Origin of the sequence: Streptomyces abyssomicinicus (assembly GCF_008974245.1) — a bacterium.
GTDB lineage: Bacteria > Actinomycetota > Actinomycetes > Streptomycetales > Streptomycetaceae > Streptomyces > Streptomyces abyssomicinicus.
Window position 1 is genome coordinate 73,752 of the sequence record NZ_BBZI01000011.1, and the last position, 16,890, is coordinate 90,641.

14 protein-coding genes, 1 tRNA gene and 1 pseudogene are annotated in these 16,890 nt (G+C 70.7%); 10 read left to right on the forward strand and 6 right to left on the reverse strand.

Annotated features, from left to right (window positions below; translation table 11 throughout):
* The first annotated feature begins 482 nt into the window (after positions 1-482).
* From GBN72_RS25650 to GBN72_RS25675, 6 genes are all read left to right on the forward strand, one after another.
* Positions 483-965, forward strand: a complete 483-nt coding sequence (locus GBN72_RS25650; RefSeq protein WP_003953493.1) for a CarD family transcriptional regulator — start codon at positions 483-485, stop codon at positions 963-965.
* A gap of 307 nt (positions 966-1,272) precedes the next feature.
* The gene (ispD, locus tag GBN72_RS25655; protein ID WP_164540900.1) at positions 1,273-2,049 is read left to right on the forward strand and encodes a 2-C-methyl-D-erythritol 4-phosphate cytidylyltransferase; all 777 of its coding nucleotides are present in this window, start codon (positions 1,273-1,275) and stop codon (positions 2,047-2,049) included.
* On the forward strand, positions 2,039-2,551 hold the full coding sequence (gene ispF / locus GBN72_RS25660; RefSeq protein ID WP_151774294.1) for a 2-C-methyl-D-erythritol 2,4-cyclodiphosphate synthase: 513 nt from the start codon (positions 2,039-2,041) through the stop codon (positions 2,549-2,551). The genes ispD and ispF overlap by 11 nt, the downstream gene beginning before the upstream one ends.
* Positions 2,552-2,702: 151 nt before the next feature.
* On the forward strand, positions 2,703-4,103 hold the full coding sequence (gene cysS, locus GBN72_RS25665; RefSeq protein ID WP_151774295.1) for a cysteine--tRNA ligase: 1,401 nt from the start codon (positions 2,703-2,705) through the stop codon (positions 4,101-4,103).
* 104 nt (positions 4,104-4,207) lie between these two features.
* Entirely contained in the window at positions 4,208-5,149 is a 942-nt protein-coding gene (gene rlmB / locus GBN72_RS25670; RefSeq protein WP_151774296.1) for a 23S rRNA (guanosine(2251)-2'-O)-methyltransferase RlmB, read from the forward strand.
* Between the two features lie 185 nt (positions 5,150-5,334).
* Positions 5,335-7,395, forward strand: a complete 2,061-nt coding sequence (locus GBN72_RS25675) for a DoxX family protein (RefSeq protein ID WP_246212905.1) — start codon at positions 5,335-5,337, stop codon at positions 7,393-7,395.
* Between the two features lie 265 nt (positions 7,396-7,660).
* Here the strand turns inward: GBN72_RS25675 and GBN72_RS25680 are convergent, their stop codons facing one another.
* The 3 genes from GBN72_RS25680 to GBN72_RS25690 form a co-directional block, all read right to left on the reverse strand.
* On the reverse strand, positions 7,661-8,392 hold the full coding sequence (locus GBN72_RS25680) for a nucleotidyltransferase family protein (RefSeq protein ID WP_151774297.1): 732 nt from the start codon (positions 8,390-8,392) through the stop codon (positions 7,661-7,663).
* A 137-nt stretch (positions 8,393-8,529) separates the two neighbouring features.
* Positions 8,530-8,985 (reverse strand): hypothetical protein, encoded by a 456-nt coding sequence (locus GBN72_RS25685; protein ID WP_151774298.1) that lies wholly within the window; start codon positions 8,983-8,985, stop codon positions 8,530-8,532.
* A gap of 224 nt (positions 8,986-9,209) precedes the next feature.
* On the reverse strand, positions 9,210-10,325 hold the full coding sequence (locus GBN72_RS25690) for an ABC transporter ATP-binding protein (RefSeq protein WP_151774299.1): 1,116 nt from the start codon (positions 10,323-10,325) through the stop codon (positions 9,210-9,212).
* A 194-nt stretch (positions 10,326-10,519) separates the two neighbouring features.
* On the opposite strand from GBN72_RS25690, the gene GBN72_RS25695 reads away from it, so the two are divergent.
* A tRNA-Thr gene (locus tag GBN72_RS25695) sits at positions 10,520-10,596 on the forward strand.
* A gap of 77 nt (positions 10,597-10,673) precedes the next feature.
* Here GBN72_RS25695 and GBN72_RS25700 read toward each other — a convergent pair.
* The 3 genes from GBN72_RS25700 to GBN72_RS25710 all read right to left on the reverse strand — a co-directional run bounded on the left by GBN72_RS25700 (position 10,674) and on the right by GBN72_RS25710 (position 14,538).
* Positions 10,674-11,825, reverse strand: a complete 1,152-nt coding sequence (locus GBN72_RS25700; protein WP_151774566.1) for a tyrosine-type recombinase/integrase — start codon at positions 11,823-11,825, stop codon at positions 10,674-10,676.
* A gap of 900 nt (positions 11,826-12,725) precedes the next feature.
* Positions 12,726-13,433, reverse strand: a complete 708-nt coding sequence (locus GBN72_RS25705; RefSeq protein ID WP_151774300.1) for a hypothetical protein — start codon at positions 13,431-13,433, stop codon at positions 12,726-12,728.
* Between the two features lie 511 nt (positions 13,434-13,944).
* Positions 13,945-14,538: a TetR/AcrR family transcriptional regulator gene (locus GBN72_RS25710; protein ID WP_151774301.1), complete on the reverse strand. Its 594-nt coding sequence runs from the start codon at positions 14,536-14,538 to the stop codon at positions 13,945-13,947.
* Positions 14,539-14,632: 94 nt separating this feature from the next.
* Here GBN72_RS25710 and GBN72_RS25715 point away from each other — a divergent pair, with 94 nt between their 5' ends.
* From GBN72_RS25715 to GBN72_RS25725, 3 genes and pseudogenes are all read left to right on the forward strand, one after another.
* On the forward strand, positions 14,633-15,574 hold the full coding sequence (locus GBN72_RS25715) for an aldo/keto reductase (RefSeq protein WP_151774302.1): 942 nt from the start codon (positions 14,633-14,635) through the stop codon (positions 15,572-15,574).
* A gap of 146 nt (positions 15,575-15,720) precedes the next feature.
* Positions 15,721-15,930: pseudogene (locus tag GBN72_RS35555) on the forward strand (NUDIX hydrolase); the annotation flags it as partial.
* Positions 15,931-15,940: 10 nt separating this feature from the next.
* Entirely contained in the window at positions 15,941-16,318 is a 378-nt protein-coding gene (locus GBN72_RS25725; RefSeq protein WP_246212906.1) for a hypothetical protein, read from the forward strand.
* The last annotated feature ends 572 nt before the right edge of the window (positions 16,319-16,890 follow it).

Consider the following 16,890-nt stretch of genomic DNA (forward strand, 5'->3'; position numbering starts at 1 on the left):
ACAACAACGCCTTGTCGTCCGCCGTGAGGGTTCCGCGGTCCCCTCTTCGGGCTGCGGATTCCGCACTCACCCGTTCAGCATTCGCATAACTGCGGGGCGTTATTTCCGCAGGCCCGGAATGGCGATGACGAAAATCGATCAGGGGTTCACTCCGTCGGCCGATGATCAATTCCGCATTGCCGCGGCCGCCCCTGCGCCGGTCCGGCGGCCCGCTCGAACGGAGTAGCGGAGTTCGCTCACTTGGAATCGGACATTCTGGGGCGTAACGTCGTTGTCGCAGGGCCCCGAAGGGGTGTAACGTCCGCGTTTCGCACGGCCGTGATCCCCCCTCCGACCTGCGAATACCCCCTTCCGTTCCCCTTAGGAAGCATGCACCGGCAGGAGTTGTCAAGCCCCGAGATATGCCCTGACCTGCGAAAACGCCATTCAGAACACGCCCAATCCGTGTTACCCTGGATAGCCACGGAAGGGGTACCTGTCACATGACGTTCAAGGTTGGCGACACCGTGGTCTATCCCCATCACGGGGCCGCGCTGATCGAGGCCATCGAAACTCGCCAGATCAAAGGCGTGGACAAGACCTACTTGGTGCTGAAGGTCGCCCAGGGCGATCTCACTGTGCGCGTGCCGGCGGACAATGCGGAGTTCGTGGGTGTGCGCGACGTGGTCGGTCAGGATGGACTGGACCGGGTCTTCGAGGTGCTGCGCGCGCCGTACGCCGAGGAGCCCACGAACTGGTCGCGCCGTTACAAGGCAAACCTGGAGAAGCTGGCCTCCGGTGATGTCATCAAGGTCGCCGAGGTCGTCCGCGACCTGTGGCGTCGCGAGCGGGAGCGCGGCCTGTCCGCCGGTGAGAAGCGCATGCTCGCCAAGGCCCGCCAGATCCTGGTGAGCGAGCTGGCGCTCGCGGAGAACACCAACGAGGACAAGGCCGAGGCGCTGCTCGACGAGGTGCTCGCCTCCTGATGTTCCCCCGGGCGTGCCGGCGGTTCCGCCGAGCGCGACCGGAAGCAGGTCACTTGCTGCCGTGGTGCCCGATGATGCGAAAGCATTGCCGGGCGCCGCGGCATGTCCGGAGGCATGGCGGTTGCGCCGCGAGCACGGCCCGGACCCCGAAAGGCCTGTCACCGCAGCCCGGTTGTCCCCGAAGCCCGGTCCGACCCGACCGTCTGTCACGGAAGGGGTCCGGTCGGTGGCGGGCGTCCGGTTCGCAGAGGCCATACCCATCCGCGTGGAGCACACAAACCTGACGGGAACCATGTCTGAAGCAGTGTTGTCCCAAGAAGAGCGTCCCGCCCCGTCGGCCGCGCACGCCGCCGTGGTGATCCCGGCCGCCGGCCGGGGCGTACGCCTGGGCCCCGGCGCCCCCAAGGCGCTGCGGACGCTCGGCGGCACCCCCATGCTGATCCACGCGGTGCGCGCCATGGCCGCGTCCCGTCATGTCTCCCTGGTCGTGGTGGTGGCCCCGCCGGAGGGCGTGGCCGAGGTGCGGTCGCTGCTCGACTCGCACGCGCTGCCCGGGGGCGCCCCCGGCGGTGGCCGGGCGGGCACCGACGTCCTGGTGGTCGCGGGCGGGGAGACCCGCCAGGAGTCCGTGCGGCTCGGCCTGGAGGCCCTGCCCGCCGGGCACGAGGTGGTGCTGGTCCACGACGCGGCCCGGCCGCTGGTCCCGGTGGACACCGTGGACACGGTGATCGAGGCGGTCCGCGACGGCGCCCCCGCCGTGGTCCCCGCGCTGCCGCCGGCCGACACCGTGAAGGAGGTCGAGCCCGCGGCGGTGGCCGGCGTGCCCGAGCCGGTGGTGGCCACCCCGGAGCGCGCCCGGCTGCGCGCCGTGCAGACCCCCCAGGGGTTCGACCGGACCACCCTGCTCCGCGCCCACAAGGAGGTGGACGGCGAGGTGACCGACGACGCGAGCATGGTCGAGCGGCTCGGCCTGCGTGTCGTCACGGTGCCCGGGCACGAGGAGGCGTTCAAGGTGACCCGCCCGCTGGACCTGGTCCTGGCCGAGGCGGTCCTGGCCCGAAGGAGGCGCAACGATGGCTTCTGAGCAGCCCGTTCTTTCCCACCCGCTGCCGCAGGTCGGCATCGGCACCGACATCCACGCCTTCGAGGAGGGCCGCGACCTGTGGTGCGCGGGCCTGAAGTGGGAGGGCGAGGGCCCCGGTCTGGCCGGGCACTCCGACGCGGACGTGGTGGCGCACGCCGCCTGCAACGCGCTCTTCTCCGCCGCCGGACTCGGTGACCTGGGGCAGCACTTCGGCACCTCGCGGCCCGAGTGGTCCGGCGCCTCCGGGGTCACCCTGCTCACCGAGGCGGCCCGGATCGTCCGCGAGGAGGGCTTCGTCATCGGCAACGTCGCCGTGCAGGTCGTCGGCCCCCGGCCGAAGATCGGCAAGCGGCGGGACGAGGCGCAGAAGATCCTCTCCGAGGCGGCGGGCGCACCGGTCTCCGTCTCCGGGGCGACCACGGACGGCCTCGGCTTCCCCGGCAGGGGCGAGGGGCTGATGGCGGTGGCCACCGCCCTGGTCGTCCGCACCCCCGGCGGGTAGGTCCGCCGGAGCCGGCGACGGGGCCGCGGGCGGGGCCGGCGACGGGGCGACGACGCCCCTGGGGATGGGGCCGGCCAGGGCCTCCGGACGCGGTGGCCGGTTGTTGTGCGGTGGGCGTGAGGCAGTGCCGCACGCCCACTACTCTTGAGGCGTGACTATTCGCCTGTACGACACCAGCGCCCGGCAGATCCGTGACTTCGTCCCGCTCACGCAGGGCTGTGTCTCGATCTACCTGTGTGGTGCCACCGTGCAGGCGCCGCCGCACATCGGGCACATCCGCTCGGGCCTCAACTTCGACATCCTGCGCCGCTGGTTCGCCCACCGCGGCCACCAGGTGACCTTCGTCCGGAACGTCACCGACATCGACGACAAGATCATCACCAAGTCGGCCGAGTACGGCCGCCCGTGGTGGTCCATCGGTTACGAGAACGAGCGCGCCTTCACCGCCGCCTACGACGCGCTCGGCTGCCTGCCGCCGACGTACGAGCCGCGGGCCACCGGCCATGTCACCGAGATGGTCGAGATGATGCGCGGCCTGATCGAGCGCGGCCACGCCTACGAGGCGGACGGCAGCGTCTACTTCGACGTGCGCTCGTTCCCCGGCTACCTGGAGCTGTCCAACCAGGACGTCGACGACCTCCGCCAGCCGGACGAGGGCGTGGCCGGCAAGCGCGACCCGCGGGACTTCGCGATGTGGAAGGCGGTCAAGCCGGGCGAGCCCAGCTGGGAGACGCCCTTCGGCCGCGGCCGCCCCGGCTGGCACCTGGAGTGCTCGGCGATGGCCCACAAGTACCTGGGCTCCGCCTTCGACATCCACGGCGGCGGCCTGGACCTGATCTTCCCGCACCACGAGAACGAGATCGCCCAGGCCAAGGCGTTCGGCGACGAGTTCGCCCGCTACTGGATGCACAACGCCTGGGTGACGATGAGCGGCGAGAAGATGTCGAAGTCGCTCGGCAACTCGGTGCTGGTCTCCGAGATGGTCACCCGGTGGCGGCCGATCGTCCTGCGCTACTACCTGGGCACCCCGCACTACCGGTCGATGATCGAGTACAGCGAGGAGGCGCTGCGCGAGGCCGAGTCCGCGTTCGCGCGGATCGAGGGCTTCGTCCAGCGTGCCGTCGAGCTCGCGGGCGGGCCGGTCGAGCCCGCCGCCGAGGTGCCGCCGGCCTTCGCCGAGGCGATGGACGACGACCTGGGCACCCCGCAGGCGCTCGCCGTCGTCCACACCACGGTCCGGCAGGGCAACAGCGCCCTGCAGGCCGACGACAAGGAGACCGTCGTCGCCCGCCTGGCCGAGGTCCGCGCCATGCTCGGCGTGTTCGGTCTCGACCCGCTGGACGAGCAGTGGTCCGGCGGTGCCGGGGGCCGCGGCGAGGAGCTCGAAGGCGTGGTCGACGGCCTGGTCCGGCTGGTGCTGGAGCAGCGTGAGGCCGCCCGGGCCCGCAAGGACTGGGCGACCGCCGACGCCATCCGCGACCAGCTCGGCAACTCGGGCCTGGTCATCGAGGACAGCCCGCAGGGACCGCGCTGGTCCCTCGGCGGCCGCTGACCCGACCTGCGCGACCTGCGCGAATGTGCCGTCCGGGCTTCCGGGCGGCACACTTGCACTTCACGACGTACACATCCCCCCAGCTTCACGGAGACGATCAGCTCATGTCCAAGGACCGCCGCGCATCGAGTAAGAAGGGCGCGCAGGTCGGCAGTGGCGGCCAGCGACGCCGGGGCCTCGAGGGCAAGGGGCCGACCCCGCCCGCCGAGATGCGCAAGGGCCACGCCAAGCAGCGTGCCGCCAACGCGAAGGCCCGCCGCGCCCAGGGCCGGCCGGCCACCGCCCGGCGGGGCGGCGGCCGCTCCACCTCCGAGCTGGTCGTCGGCCGCAACCCGGTCGTCGAGGCGCTGCGCGAGGGCGTGCCCGCCAAGATGCTCTACGTGCAGCAGTTCATCGACAGCGACGAGCGGGTCCGTGAGGCGCTGCAGCTCGCCGCCGAGCGCGGCGGCATCAACCTGATGGAGGCGCCGCGCCCCGAGCTCGACCGGATGACCAACGGGCTCAACCACCAGGGCCTGGTCCTCCAGGTCCCGCCGTACGAGTACGCGCACCCCGAGGACCTGGTCGCCGACGCCGCCGACGCCGGTGAGGACCCGCTGGTCGTGGCCCTGGACGGCGTCACCGACCCGCGCAACCTCGGCGCCGTGGTCCGCTCCGTGTCCGCCTTCGGCGGTCACGGCGTGGTGGTGCCGGAGCGCCGCGCGGCCGGTATGACGGCGGGCGCGTGGAAGACGTCGGCGGGCACCGCGGCCCGCACGCCGGTGGCGCGGGCCACCAACCTGACCCGGGCGCTGGAGCAGTACAAGAAGTCCGGCCTGGTCGTGGTGGGTCTGGCGGCCGACGGCGAGCACGAGATCGGCGAGCTGGAGGCGCTCTCGGGCCCCGTCGTGATCGTGGTCGGCAGCGAGGGCAAGGGCCTGTCCCGGCTGGTCGGCGAGACCTGCGACTTCCGGGTCCGCATCCCGATGCCGGGTGGCGCCGAGTCGCTGAACGCCGGTGTGGCGGCGGGCATCGTGCTCTACGAGGCGGCACGCCGACGGGACTGATCCCTCGGCGCGCCGGCGGGACTGATCCCTCGCCCGGCACGGGGCCAAGGGGCCTCGCCGGACCTCGAACAGGTGTGCAGAAATTCGCCCGCGCGGGGTGTTTTGCGGACGACTGCCGAGCTTGACGTGCTTCGGACAGATCGGGGCGCATGGAGCAGTGTCCTTACGTGTCGTCACTCGGTTAGATGAGTGTGGACACCAGAACACCCCGCACACCTACGGGGGACCGTCCGTCGGGCTTCGACGACACCCCCGCGCTGAGCATGGTGAAGGTGCCCTGCGATCCCGCGCAGGTCATCGTCAATCACGTGAGTTTCCGCGTGCAGTTGGGCGCCTCGGCGCGGCGGGCCAGGTCGACGCGGATCGCCGGGCACGTGAGAGCCACCGAGGACACGACGCCGATCCCCGTCGTCGCGCAGCCGGGTCCGGCCGCCGCCGGCCGGAAGCGGCGACCGGTCGTCTGGAGCGGGCGGTCGGCGCCGGACGACACGGGGGCGCACCGGCTGCTCCAGGCCGTGCGGGGCGCGCAGTTGCGCGGCGCCCTCGCCCAGGGAGCCACCGGGCCCGCCGCTCCCGGTGCCGTCGCGCCCGGAGCCCCCGTGGCGCCGGCGCCGCCCGGGGCGACCCAGACCATCCCACGGCTGCCGGACCCCGGAGCGGGGTACGGCGGCGGCTTCGGCGAAGGGCTGGACGGGGGCTACGACAGGGGCGCGCCCGCCGGGTACGCGGGCGTCCGCGAGGAGGACCCGGCCGAGCGGACGCTGGAGAACCCGGTGATCGGCGAGGGCGCGCGTCTGCTCCCGCCGATGCGGTCGGTGGGCAGCGCCTTCGAGGAGCCCGGCTACCTGGCGCCGGACCCGTACGAGCCCTACGGCGACGAGTACGCCGCCGACGGCTACGGCCGCCCCGGCGCGTACCGGGACACCGGCTCCCGCCGCGACGGGTACGGCGCGAACGGCTACGGCCGCCGGCCCGGCGCCTACGGCACGGACGGCTACGCCGGCGGTTACGGCACCGACGGCTACGGCGCGGACGTCCAGGGCGCAGACCGCTACGGGACCGACCGCCACGGCGCCGACCCCTATGACGCGGACGGCTACGGGGCCGGAGGGTACGGCGCCGACGGCTACGGGGCCGACGGTTACGGTGCCGGGGGTCTCTCGGCGGAGGAGGCCGAGGAGGGGCGCGGGGCCCGGCGGGCTTCCGAGAAGCACGCCTACTACCCCGGCCGCCGGATGAACCTCGGCGTGGTGCTGCTGCCGCTGCGGGTGTTCCTCGGCTTCGTCTCCGTCTACGACGGCATGGGCAAGCTCTGCGACCCCGTCTACTTCGACGGCGGCGAGCGCGGCTCGATGACCCGGCTGCTGCACTCCCTGGAACCGTGGGGCATCGGCGAGCCGCTGCACGGCTTCGCGCTCCAGCACCCGGTGGGCTCCGGACTGACCGTGGCCTTCCTCCAGGTGATCGCCGGCGTGCTGACGGTCCTGGGCCTGTGGCAGCGGGTCGCCGCGGGCCTGGGCGTGCTGCTGGCGTCCGCGCTGCTGATGGGCGTGAGCTGGCAGGCCGTGCCGGTGTACGAGATGGCGGACGTCATCTACCTGGCGGCCTGGTCGCCGCTGGTGATCGCGGGCGCGCCGGTCTACTCGGTGGACGGCGCGCTGGCCGGGCGGGCCTGGCGGAGGCTGGGACCGCGGGCCGCGATCTGGGACCTGCGGCGCTACGTCCTGCGGCGGGGCGCGCTGGCGGCGGGCGTCGTCACCGGCCTCACCCTCCTGGTCGGATCGCTGCTGGGCGCGGCGGTGCGGGACGCGGACCGGGTCGTCGTGCCGCGCCCCGGCGAGCCGCCGCGGAACGCGCTGCCGGGGTCGCCGCTGCCGGGTGAGGCGGCGCCGGGCACCCGGTCGCCGTCCGGTGCCGCCTCGGGCGGGCCGACGGCGGGGTCGGACGGTACCGCGGGAGCGCGGGAGACGGCCGGCACGGCCGGCGAGCAGGAGCGGAGCGCGGACACCGCCGGCACGCAGACCGGCGAGGACGTCGCGGGTGCGGACACCGGGGCGACCGGTGACGTCACGGGCGGACGGCCCAGCGAGTCGGGGCAGGCGCCACCGGTGGAACCGGCCCCGGAGGAGGCGCCGGCCTCGGGTTCCTTCGACGGCGCGCCCTCCTCCGGCAGCCCGTCCGGCAGCGGCGGCTCCTTCGAGGAGCCCCCCACCAGCCCGGGCCTCGTCGGCGGTCTCTTCGGCTGACCGGTGCGGCGGTCGTCCCCGCCGCCGCGAAGGCCCCCGGAACCTTTCGGCTCCGGGGGCCTTCGCATGCCCCGCTTGCGTGGCAGCGGGTGGGTGCGGGTGGCGGGGCGGGTGTGGGCACGCTGCGGTCTCCGACGGGCAGCCGTGCCGCCCGGGAAGGGGACGGGGGGGATCCGGCGCGGAGTGGCGCGGTGCCGTGTCCGAGCCGCCCCTGTGCGGGCGCCGCCGCGCGGTCCGGTGCCGCGCGGCCGGGCGCCGCGCCGCATCAGCTGCTGAGGGCGGCGAGTTCCTTGGCGGCCTCCGTGAGGTCCTTCGCCGTGTCGATGGCCCGCCAGTACGCACCGTGCGGGATGGAGAACCCGGCCAGCCGCCGCTCACGGGCCAGCTGCGGGAACGTGCTGCGTTCGTGGTCCCCCCGCTCCGGCAGCAGCTCCGCGAACTCGGGCGAGAAGACGTAGACACCCGCGTTGATCTCGAGGGTCGACGGGGGAGCCTCGATGAAGTCGCTGATGTAGCCGAACCCGTCGGTCCGGACCGCCCCCCACGGCAGCCGCGGCCGCGCGAGCGCCAGCGTCGCAGTGGCGCCTCGGCCGGCGTGGAAGTCCGCCATGTCCCGCAGCGAGAACCGGGTCCAGATGTCCCCGTTGGTGGCGTACCACGGGCGGTCGGGGTGCGGCAGACGCTCCGCGGCGTACTTGAGCCCGCCGCCCCGCCCGAGCGGCTCGGGCTCGACGACGGTGGTGACCCGCACCGGCAGGTCGGCGGTGTCCAGCCACTTCTCCAGCACCTCTGCGAGGTGCCCGCAGCTGACGACCACGTCGGTCACGCCCTCCTGGGCGAGCCAGGCGATCTGGTGGCCGATGATCGGCGTGCCCGTGCCGGGGATCTCCACCATCGGCTTGGGCCGGTCGTCGGTGTACGGGCGCAGGCGTGAGCCCTGGCCACCGGCCAGGATGACGGCCTGGACGGGGCGCGCGGCGGCGTTCGGATCGGTCATGGACCGCACTGTACGTGCGCCCCGCGCGCCACAGGTCGAGCAGGGGGAAGGGAGGCGGGAAGGGAGGCGGGAAGGGGGACGGAAGAAGGGGAGACGGGAGAAGGGGAGGAGCGGGAAGGGCAGAGGCGCTCGCGGGCCTAGTTGCCCGCGGCGGCCACCCCCGTGGCGAACGACGTGTCGCACACCGGCCGCGAGAAGGACTGCGCCTGTACCGGCCCGTAGGCGCGGACCGCGGCCCTGCCCAGGGCGCGTGCGATGGAGGCGCAGTGGCGGGCCAGCGACGGCCGCTCGTCGATCGCCTTCTGCAGGTGGGTGAGGGCGACGCCCGGGTCCTTCTCCTGGAGCTCGGCCAGGAGCCGGTCACGGAGCACGTCCTGCGCGGCGGGACGGCCCTTGGCGGAGACGCCCGCCGGAGCGCCCGCGTTCGCCGCTGCGAGCACCTGGTCGGCGGGCTCGCCCGACCAGTTCACCCGGGTGACCGCGAGCGTGCCGGAGAGGACCAGGACGACGGGGAGGACGAGGGCGAGCGTGCGGCCGATCCCCCGGGCGGGACCGCGGCCGGCGCGCGTCTGCTGGTTCGTGGTGTGCTTCACGCGAGTGAGGGTAGCGGGCGGTAGTTGTCCGGCGACATTTGGTAACCCTGATGGGTGACGTTTCGGTGAAGCATTCGAGTGATCAGGTTGACGCGGCGGGCAGGGTTCGCGCGGCGCCCGCACGGCGAAAGGCCCCGCGGCGTGACGCCGCGGGGCCTTCGAGTCCGAGCCGAAGCCGGGCCGGAGCCCGAGCCGGAGTCCGGGCCGGAGCCCGGTGTGCCGGATCAGTCGGAGAGGCGCTCGCCGGTAGAGGTCGAGAAGACGTGGGTCTCGCCCGCCTTCGGGACGACGTGCAGCTTGGCGCCCTTCTCCGGGACCTGACGGCCGTTGACGCGGACCACCAGGTCCTTGTCCTCGCCGCCGACCCGCGCGGTGCCGTAGACGTAACCGTCGGCGCCGAGCTCCTCGACCACGTTGACCGAGACCTCGAGACCGGCGTCCTTGGCGAGACCGGCGGAGCCGCCGAGCTCCACGACGTCGAAGTGCTCGGGGCGGATGCCCACGGTCACCGTGGTGTCGCCGCGGTTGGCGGCGGCGGACAGCGCCTCACGGCTGACCGGCACCACGCTGTTGCCGAACTTCACGCCACCGTCGGTGATCGGGACCTCGACCAGGTTCATCGCGGGCGAGCCGATGAAGCCGGCCACGAAGAGGTTGGCGGGGCGGTCGTACATGTTGCGCGGGGAGTCGATCTGCTGGAGCAGACCGTCCTTGAGCACGGCAACCCGGTCGCCCATCGTCATGGCCTCGACCTGGTCGTGGGTGACGTAGACGGTGGTGATGCCCAGACGGCGCTGGAGCGACGCGATCTGCGTACGGGTGGAGACGCGGAGCTTGGCGTCCAGGTTGGACAGCGGCTCGTCCATGAGGAACACCTGCGGCTCACGCACGATGGCGCGGCCCATCGCCACACGCTGGCGCTGACCGCCGGAGAGCGCCTTCGGCTTGCGGTCCAGGTACTCGGTGAGGTCGAGGATGCGCGCGGCCTCCTCCACCTTCTGCCGGATGACGTCCTTCGGCACGCCCGCGATCTTGAGCGCGAAGCCCATGTTCGCGGCGACCGTCATGTGCGGGTAGAGCGCGTAGTTCTGGAACACCATGGCGATGTCCCGGTCCTTCGGCGGCAGGTGGGTGACGTCGCGGTCGCCGATGCGGATCGCACCGCCGTTGACGTCCTCGAGACCCGCGAGCATGCGCAGGGAGGTGGACTTGCCGCAACCGGACGGACCGACCAGGACGAGGAACTCGCCGTCCTCGATCTCGATCTCGAGCGCGTCGACCGCGGGCTTGGTGCCGCCGGGGTAGATGCGGGTCGCCTTGTCGAACGTAACAGTGGCCATGGTGAGAGGCCCCCTTCACCGGCAGGAACGTGCCGGACGATCCGTAGTGGAAGGTGGTGGCTGTGCGGCCCGGAGAACCGGGCTGCACGGACGTTAACCCGCCCGACCCTCGAAAGTCAGCAGGGTCCGGGGGAGAAGTTCACAACAATTCTCGGCGGGGTCACCGCACCCGGTGGGTACACTGCTCGGGCAACGCCTCCTTAGCTCAGCTGGCCAGAGCACCGCTCTTGTAAAGCGGGGGTCGTCGGTTCGAACCCGACAGGGGGCTCCAGGCAGGACAAAGCGAAGGCCCCGGACCGATCATGGTCCGGGGCCTTTGACATCCACGTCTGACATCAACGAGGGCGGTCACTCACGGGCGGGCCGCCGCTTGAGCAGCCGGTCCATATGGCTGATCGCCTCGCGCTGGGTGTCCTGCACGACGTGCGTGTAGACGTCCATGGTCATGCTGATCTGGCTGTGGCCCAGGATCTCCATCACCACGCGGGGCGCGACCCCGGCCGCGGTGAGGAGGGTGGCGCAGCCGTGCCGGGCGTCGTGCAGCCGGACGGGCCGGAGGCCGGCGGACTCGCTGACGCGGACGAAGGACCGGTGCACGTTCCGCGGCTCGATCGGCCGCCCGGTACGGGTCGCGAAGACGTAGCCCTTGGGAACCCAGTCGATGCCGGCGGCCGCGTACGCCGACTGCTGCCGCATCCGGTGCCAGCGCAGCGGAGCGATGCAGATGGCTGGCAGGGGCAGGGCCCGCGAGCGGCGCCCTTTGGTCTCGTCGTTGTAGAGCACCCCGCGCCGACGCTGCACCTGCTGGCGGACCAGGAGGACGCGGTTCTCGAGGTCGACGTCCTGCCAGCGAAGCCCGACGATCTCGCCCCGGCGCAGCCCCATGGCGATGGCGAGCACGAAGGCCGCGTACAGCGGGTCCCGGCGGGCGGCGGCGAGGAAGTCGAGCGTCTCATCCAGAGACCACGGGCTCAGCTCCCGTGGGGTGGGCCGCGGCGGCTCCACGAGCGTGGCGACGTTGCGCGAGATCAGCTCCTCGCGGCAGGCGGCGGAGAGAGCCGTGCGCAGGACGCGGTGCGACTCCTTGGCGGTGGCCGCGGTGGTCTTCTTCTCCAGCTGCAGGAGGAAGCGGCGGACGTCGGGAGCGCTCAGGGACTCCAGCCGCTTCGTGCCCAGCATCGGGGAGAGGTAGAGGCGGACGTGCGCCTCGTACTTGTCGTAGGTGCTGAGTTTGCGGCGCGGCTTGACCACGCTGTCCAGCCAGAAGGTCAGCCACCCGGCGAGCTTGGCCGACCGGGTGGGCACGGGCACGCCCTGGTCCACCTTGGCGAGGAGTTCCCGGCGCTTGCCGTCGCACTCGGCCCAGGTCTTGCCGTAGGCGAACTTGCGGGCGCGGGTGCCGTCGGGCTGAAGGACGTACACGGCTGCCTGATAGCGGCCGTCCTTGCGCTTGGTGATGGTTCCCGCCCCGTTGGGGTTGCGTTTGCGCTGCTGGGCCATCAGTACAGTGGCGCGCTCCACCTGGACGCCCGGCACCGCGCCTGCTCCACGGAGTGTGGGGCGACGGCACACGGGATGGGAGCTGGGGAGAGCAGAGCGGTGGTTCAGGTGTTTAGCCCGCTATCGCAGGGACTGATTCAAGACATATTGAAGTCCGGCTAAGTTAGTCTTTGTTTCCCTAATTCTATGTACTTTGCCCAGCTCAGATGCATGCCCAAATCGCCCATTAGGTGGTTGATCTGGGAAAATATCTGACTCATTAACGCGTTGCAATGCAACGTGTTGAGGCTCGAAAGGCTGTAGGCACCCCAGGCCGGTTGCTATCCCGTCATTCCCGTGCGGCTCCTCCGACCAGGCACCATGTGCCTCAACACGTCGGAAGCCCACCACGCTGCGCTCGCGTACCAGGCAGAAGCAGCGGGGTGGGCCTGAACCCGGAGGTCCTGCCATGAATTTGGCCCCTCAACCGCATGATCTGTCAAACCGCTACCGGTACCCGTGGGTGCTCGTGATCGTCATCCTCGTGATGTGGCTGTGGCCGGCGGCCGAGGAAGCGTTTGGTATCTACGCCGATGCCCTTCCTGTAGCGACCCTTCTCGTAGGGTTGAGTGCAGCAGCAAAGTACAGCATCCGCTGTGGCCTTCGACGGCGTTTCGCGGCCGCTTAAGACCGAAACGGCGCCCTGACAACCGTTGTCGCCCGCTCCATATAGAGCTACGGAGAAGAAGGCCAGAACGGCACCTTTCCTTCGCCAAGGAAGGACACAGACGCTTCCACGTCGGGGCCGGACAGAAGGAGGATCCTACGTACCTGATCGTTTTGCAGCCGCAAGCGAACTCGGCGTCACCTCACGGCTCTCGCCAGCCCTTACTGGAAACAGCCAAGCTTCGTCTGGGCGTGTCATTCAGAGCGGGCCGGCCGCCGGGACTCCATCGCCACGAACAACGTCAGGCAAGCGAGCAGCACCGCCAGCGGCCCCCACACGAGGAACAGGGCCGGATGGCCGTCCTCGCCATGGAAAACACGCCACACGACGAGGAATAGTGCGGGCAAGTAGGAGCACAGCATGCAGATGAAGGCCCTGTTCCAACTGGCCCGACGCAGTGCTCGGCGGCGGATCTTCTCCTCCACCTCCGGCAGGCGGGTCCATGGCATGTCGCGCCACGCGGCACCATCGGTGCGGATGGCCTCCACCTCGGCAGGGAGGTCGTCACACTGCTGGCTGTCCACGAAGAAGAGCGGCAGGCGACGCCCGTCCATGCCGTAAGCCAGCGTCGAGTGGTCGGGACTCCACCTGCCGGCCGGGGTTGGCTCGACCCTGATGTCGTAGAGGTCGGGCCAGGCCCGGTGGCGGCGAATCACGGCTCCTCGAGTGGTCACCCCGTCCGGCCCGATGAAGGTGTGCCCGACTCGCAGGCGTGCCAGCAGCCAAGTGAACATCAAGAGGAGGGCGACGATCACCCCTGCCTTGAGCCACGGCATCCAAGGGCGGTCGTTGTCGAGAGTGCCCAGATTGACCGTCACCCACAGCACGTAGAAGCCCAGGACCACCTTCCATGACCGGGGCATGCTTTTGCGCTTCCGGTATTCCCGCTGCCCTCTGTCCACGCTTCTGTCCCACCCCTTGCGCTGCCGATCGTCGCGACACAGTAGCCGGAACGTTTCCGCAGGATGCGGGCCGGTGCCCTCCCTTCTCTTGCCCGGTGGCAGGCGAGTAGGCGCGAGACTGACAACCGCAGTCACCAACGGGCGCCGCAGGCGAGACACCCCGTGACTTCCGACTTGAGCGACCATCATCTTGACCGGCAGCCGCCAGGCAGTGTCGCTGCGCCGGACAGAGAGCGACGGATCAGGCGGCTTCTGACATCCACGGCTGACATCAACGACGCCGGACGGTGGCGAACACCAGCGTCCCCGTCCGGCCCTCGTGGCAGTGGCCGACCGCGGCAGGAACGGGTCCGGACCGAAATTGTAAAGCGGGGGTCGTCGGTTCGAACCCGACAGGGGGCTCCAGGCGTGACCTGCGTCGACGCCCCCGCGATCTTGGATGGCGGGGGCGTTGACGGTAGTACTTGACGGCAACCGCCTCTAGCAAGGCTTGTCCGGCAGATCTTGGTGGCTAGGCTGCGGACGCGGGGAACAGGCGCTGGACCGCCGTCACGATGGCCTCACGGCGGGCGGCAAGGAACGCTGCGCGCTGCTTCTCCCCGGAGGGCAGTAGGTCGGCTTGTCCTGCCCACGACATGGCGAGCTGGTTCACGAACATCAGGATGTCGGCCGGGTCCCACGCAGGGTCGAGGTGGCCGGCCTTCTGTGCTTCGCGCAGCTGCTCCGTCTTGTGGAACACGGTGGCCCGGATGGGGTCGTTCGGGTCGGGCGCGGTGTCACCGGGGAGTTCGAGGCGACCCCAGTTCATCAGGCGGAGCCGGTCGGGGTGGGCAGTGAAGTAGTCGTGGACGCGCCCGGCGTAGCCGGGCAGGTCGGTGACATCGAGGCGGGTGGCCTCGGCGACCAGGGTCATCTCGCGGGCCACGACGGTGGCGTAGAGCTCTTCCTTGCCTCGAAAGTGAGCGTAGAGACGCTCCTTGCTGGTCCTGGCCGCTTTGGCGATGCGCTCGATGCGGGCGCCGGCGATGCCGTGCCGAGCGAACTCCGCGGTTGCCGCGACGACGATGCGATCGCGAGTGGAATCCGTCCCGGTTGAAGCGCTCATGGCACCAATCTAAGACCGAACCGTTCGGTTTGCCGTAAGTGGAGGGCGGACGTACGGTAAAACCAAACAGTTCGGTTTGGTAGAGGAGTGCTTCATGGAACAGCGGACTCTCGGAACCCAAGGCCTGACCGCCTCCGCGATCGGCTACGGCGCGATGGGCACCGCCGTCGGCTACGGCCCGACCGACGACACCCAGTCGATCACCGCGATCCGCCGCGCGCACGAACTCGGCGTCACGCACTTCGACACCGCCGAGATGTACGGCTGGGGCGAGGGCGAGAAGCTCCTGGGCCACGCCCTCGGGCCGATCCGCGACGAGGTGACGATCGCGACCAAGTTCGGCTTCACTCCCGCTTTCGCCCCCAACTCGCAGCTCAACCACGTCCGCGAGGTGGTCGACAACAGCCTGCGCAACTTGAACACCGACGTGATCGACGTCCTCTACCAGCACGTACCCGACCCCAGCGTGCCGATCGAGGACGTCGTCGGGGTGATGAAGGAGTTCGTCGACGCCGGCAAGGTCAAGTACCTCGGCCTGTCCAACGCCAACGCCGACACCGTCCGCCGTGCCCACGCGGTGCACCCGATCTCGGTCCTGCAGAACGAGTACTCCCTCTTCGCCCTCCACGACACCGCCCCACTCCTGCCGGTCCTGGAGGAACTCGGCATCGGCTTGGTCGCCTACTCCCCGCTCGCCCGCGGCTTCCTCAGCGGCGCGGTGAAGTCCCGCGACCACTACACCGCCGACGACTTCCGCCAGCGCCTGGCCTGGTGGAAGCCGGAGAATTTCGACGCCAACCTCGCCATCGTGGGCAAGCTGACCGAACTCGCCGAAAGCAAGGGCGCGACCCTTTCCCAGCTCGCCCTCGCGTGGCTGCTGGCGCAGAAGGACTACATCGTCCCCATCCCCGGCTCGCGCAACCCCGACCGCGTCGCGCAGAACACCGCCGCGGCCGACCTGACCCTCACGGCCGAAGACCTGGCCTGCATCGCCGAGATCGCCTCCGACGGCGGCGTCGGCGGACGCCTGAACTGACACTCACCCCGTGCCCGCCCCCTCCACGAGAAGGGGCGGGCACGTCGGGTCTGGCGGACAGGACCTACCGGCGTCGTTTCAGCAGCCGGTCCATGTGGCTCATCGCCTCCCGACGGCTGTCATCGCTGACGTGCGTGTAGACGTTGACACGAGGAGTCGTCGCCCTCGTATTCCGCTGCAAGCCCGCGGGCGGCAACGAGCGAACGTCGAATGAGTCGACGGCCGTCGACTGGTTGACGCCCGACGAGGTCTCGGAACGCGTGGCCGAGGTCTACTCGATCCGGCTCCTGGACGCCATTGACGGAACGGGCCCTCATGTGCGGAGCCACGACGGCCGACAGCTTCTCACCCAGTAGGAGAACCAAAGTGCCGGCACCCGATGCGACTGGACGCGCCTCGAAGCACGCGAGCGAGCTGAACGACGTCTACGAGCTGCTCGACGAGGTCCGCTTGCGGCCAGGGATGTGGGTGCGTGGCGGCTCCCTGCTGCACCTCGATTCGATGCTGATGGGTTACCGCATCGCCCTGAACCCTCACGGCGTCGACGAAGACTGGCCCTTCTGGAGCCCCGGCAAACCGGGCCTCTTCACCGACTGGCTGTGGCGACGGCTGGGCGAGCACAGTTCACTGGGCTGGGCAGCAGAGATCGAGCGCCAGGCGCAGGCCGCCGGTCAGTCAGCCATGGACCTGTTCTTCAGCCTCTTCGACGAGTACCGAGCCGAGCACGACCAGACAGTGCGATAAGAGTTTCCCTACTTCCTCAAGCCCGGCTGCGCTCCGCTCCGCCGGGCGCGCTCCCGGCTCCGCGTCGCGCTGCGCTCCTGCCTTCGGCCCGCTCCGCGCACGCTGCGCCGACGCGCGCCCACGACAAGAGGGGCCCGGACTGCAAGGCGAGCACCGCGCGACTGGGGCCGCGGTGAAGGACATGCCTCCGGCGGGGGATCGGCCGACGCCGGGATGGAGGGGGCGCCGCTGCCGAGTGCCGGCCGAGTGTGGCGAGCGTAGGGAGCTCCCATCCCGCAGGCCGTCGACCCGGGCAGAGCCGAGCAGACACGGCACCTGGCGTCCAGGTCGTTCGTACAGTGGCGCGCTCCACCTGGACGCCCGGCACCGCGCCTGCTCCACGGTGTGTGGGTCGACGGCAGACGGGATGGGAGCTGGGTGAGTGGTGGGTTGAGGTTCGTTGGCATGGAACGGCAGCTTTCACATGCGGGCCCTCTGGTTTCGTCCAAGAGCGGCAGCCGACGGCCTTACTGCGCACGCTGGCGGTCATGGTTCAGTTGGATGACGCCCACCGCATATATCGCCAATGGGTA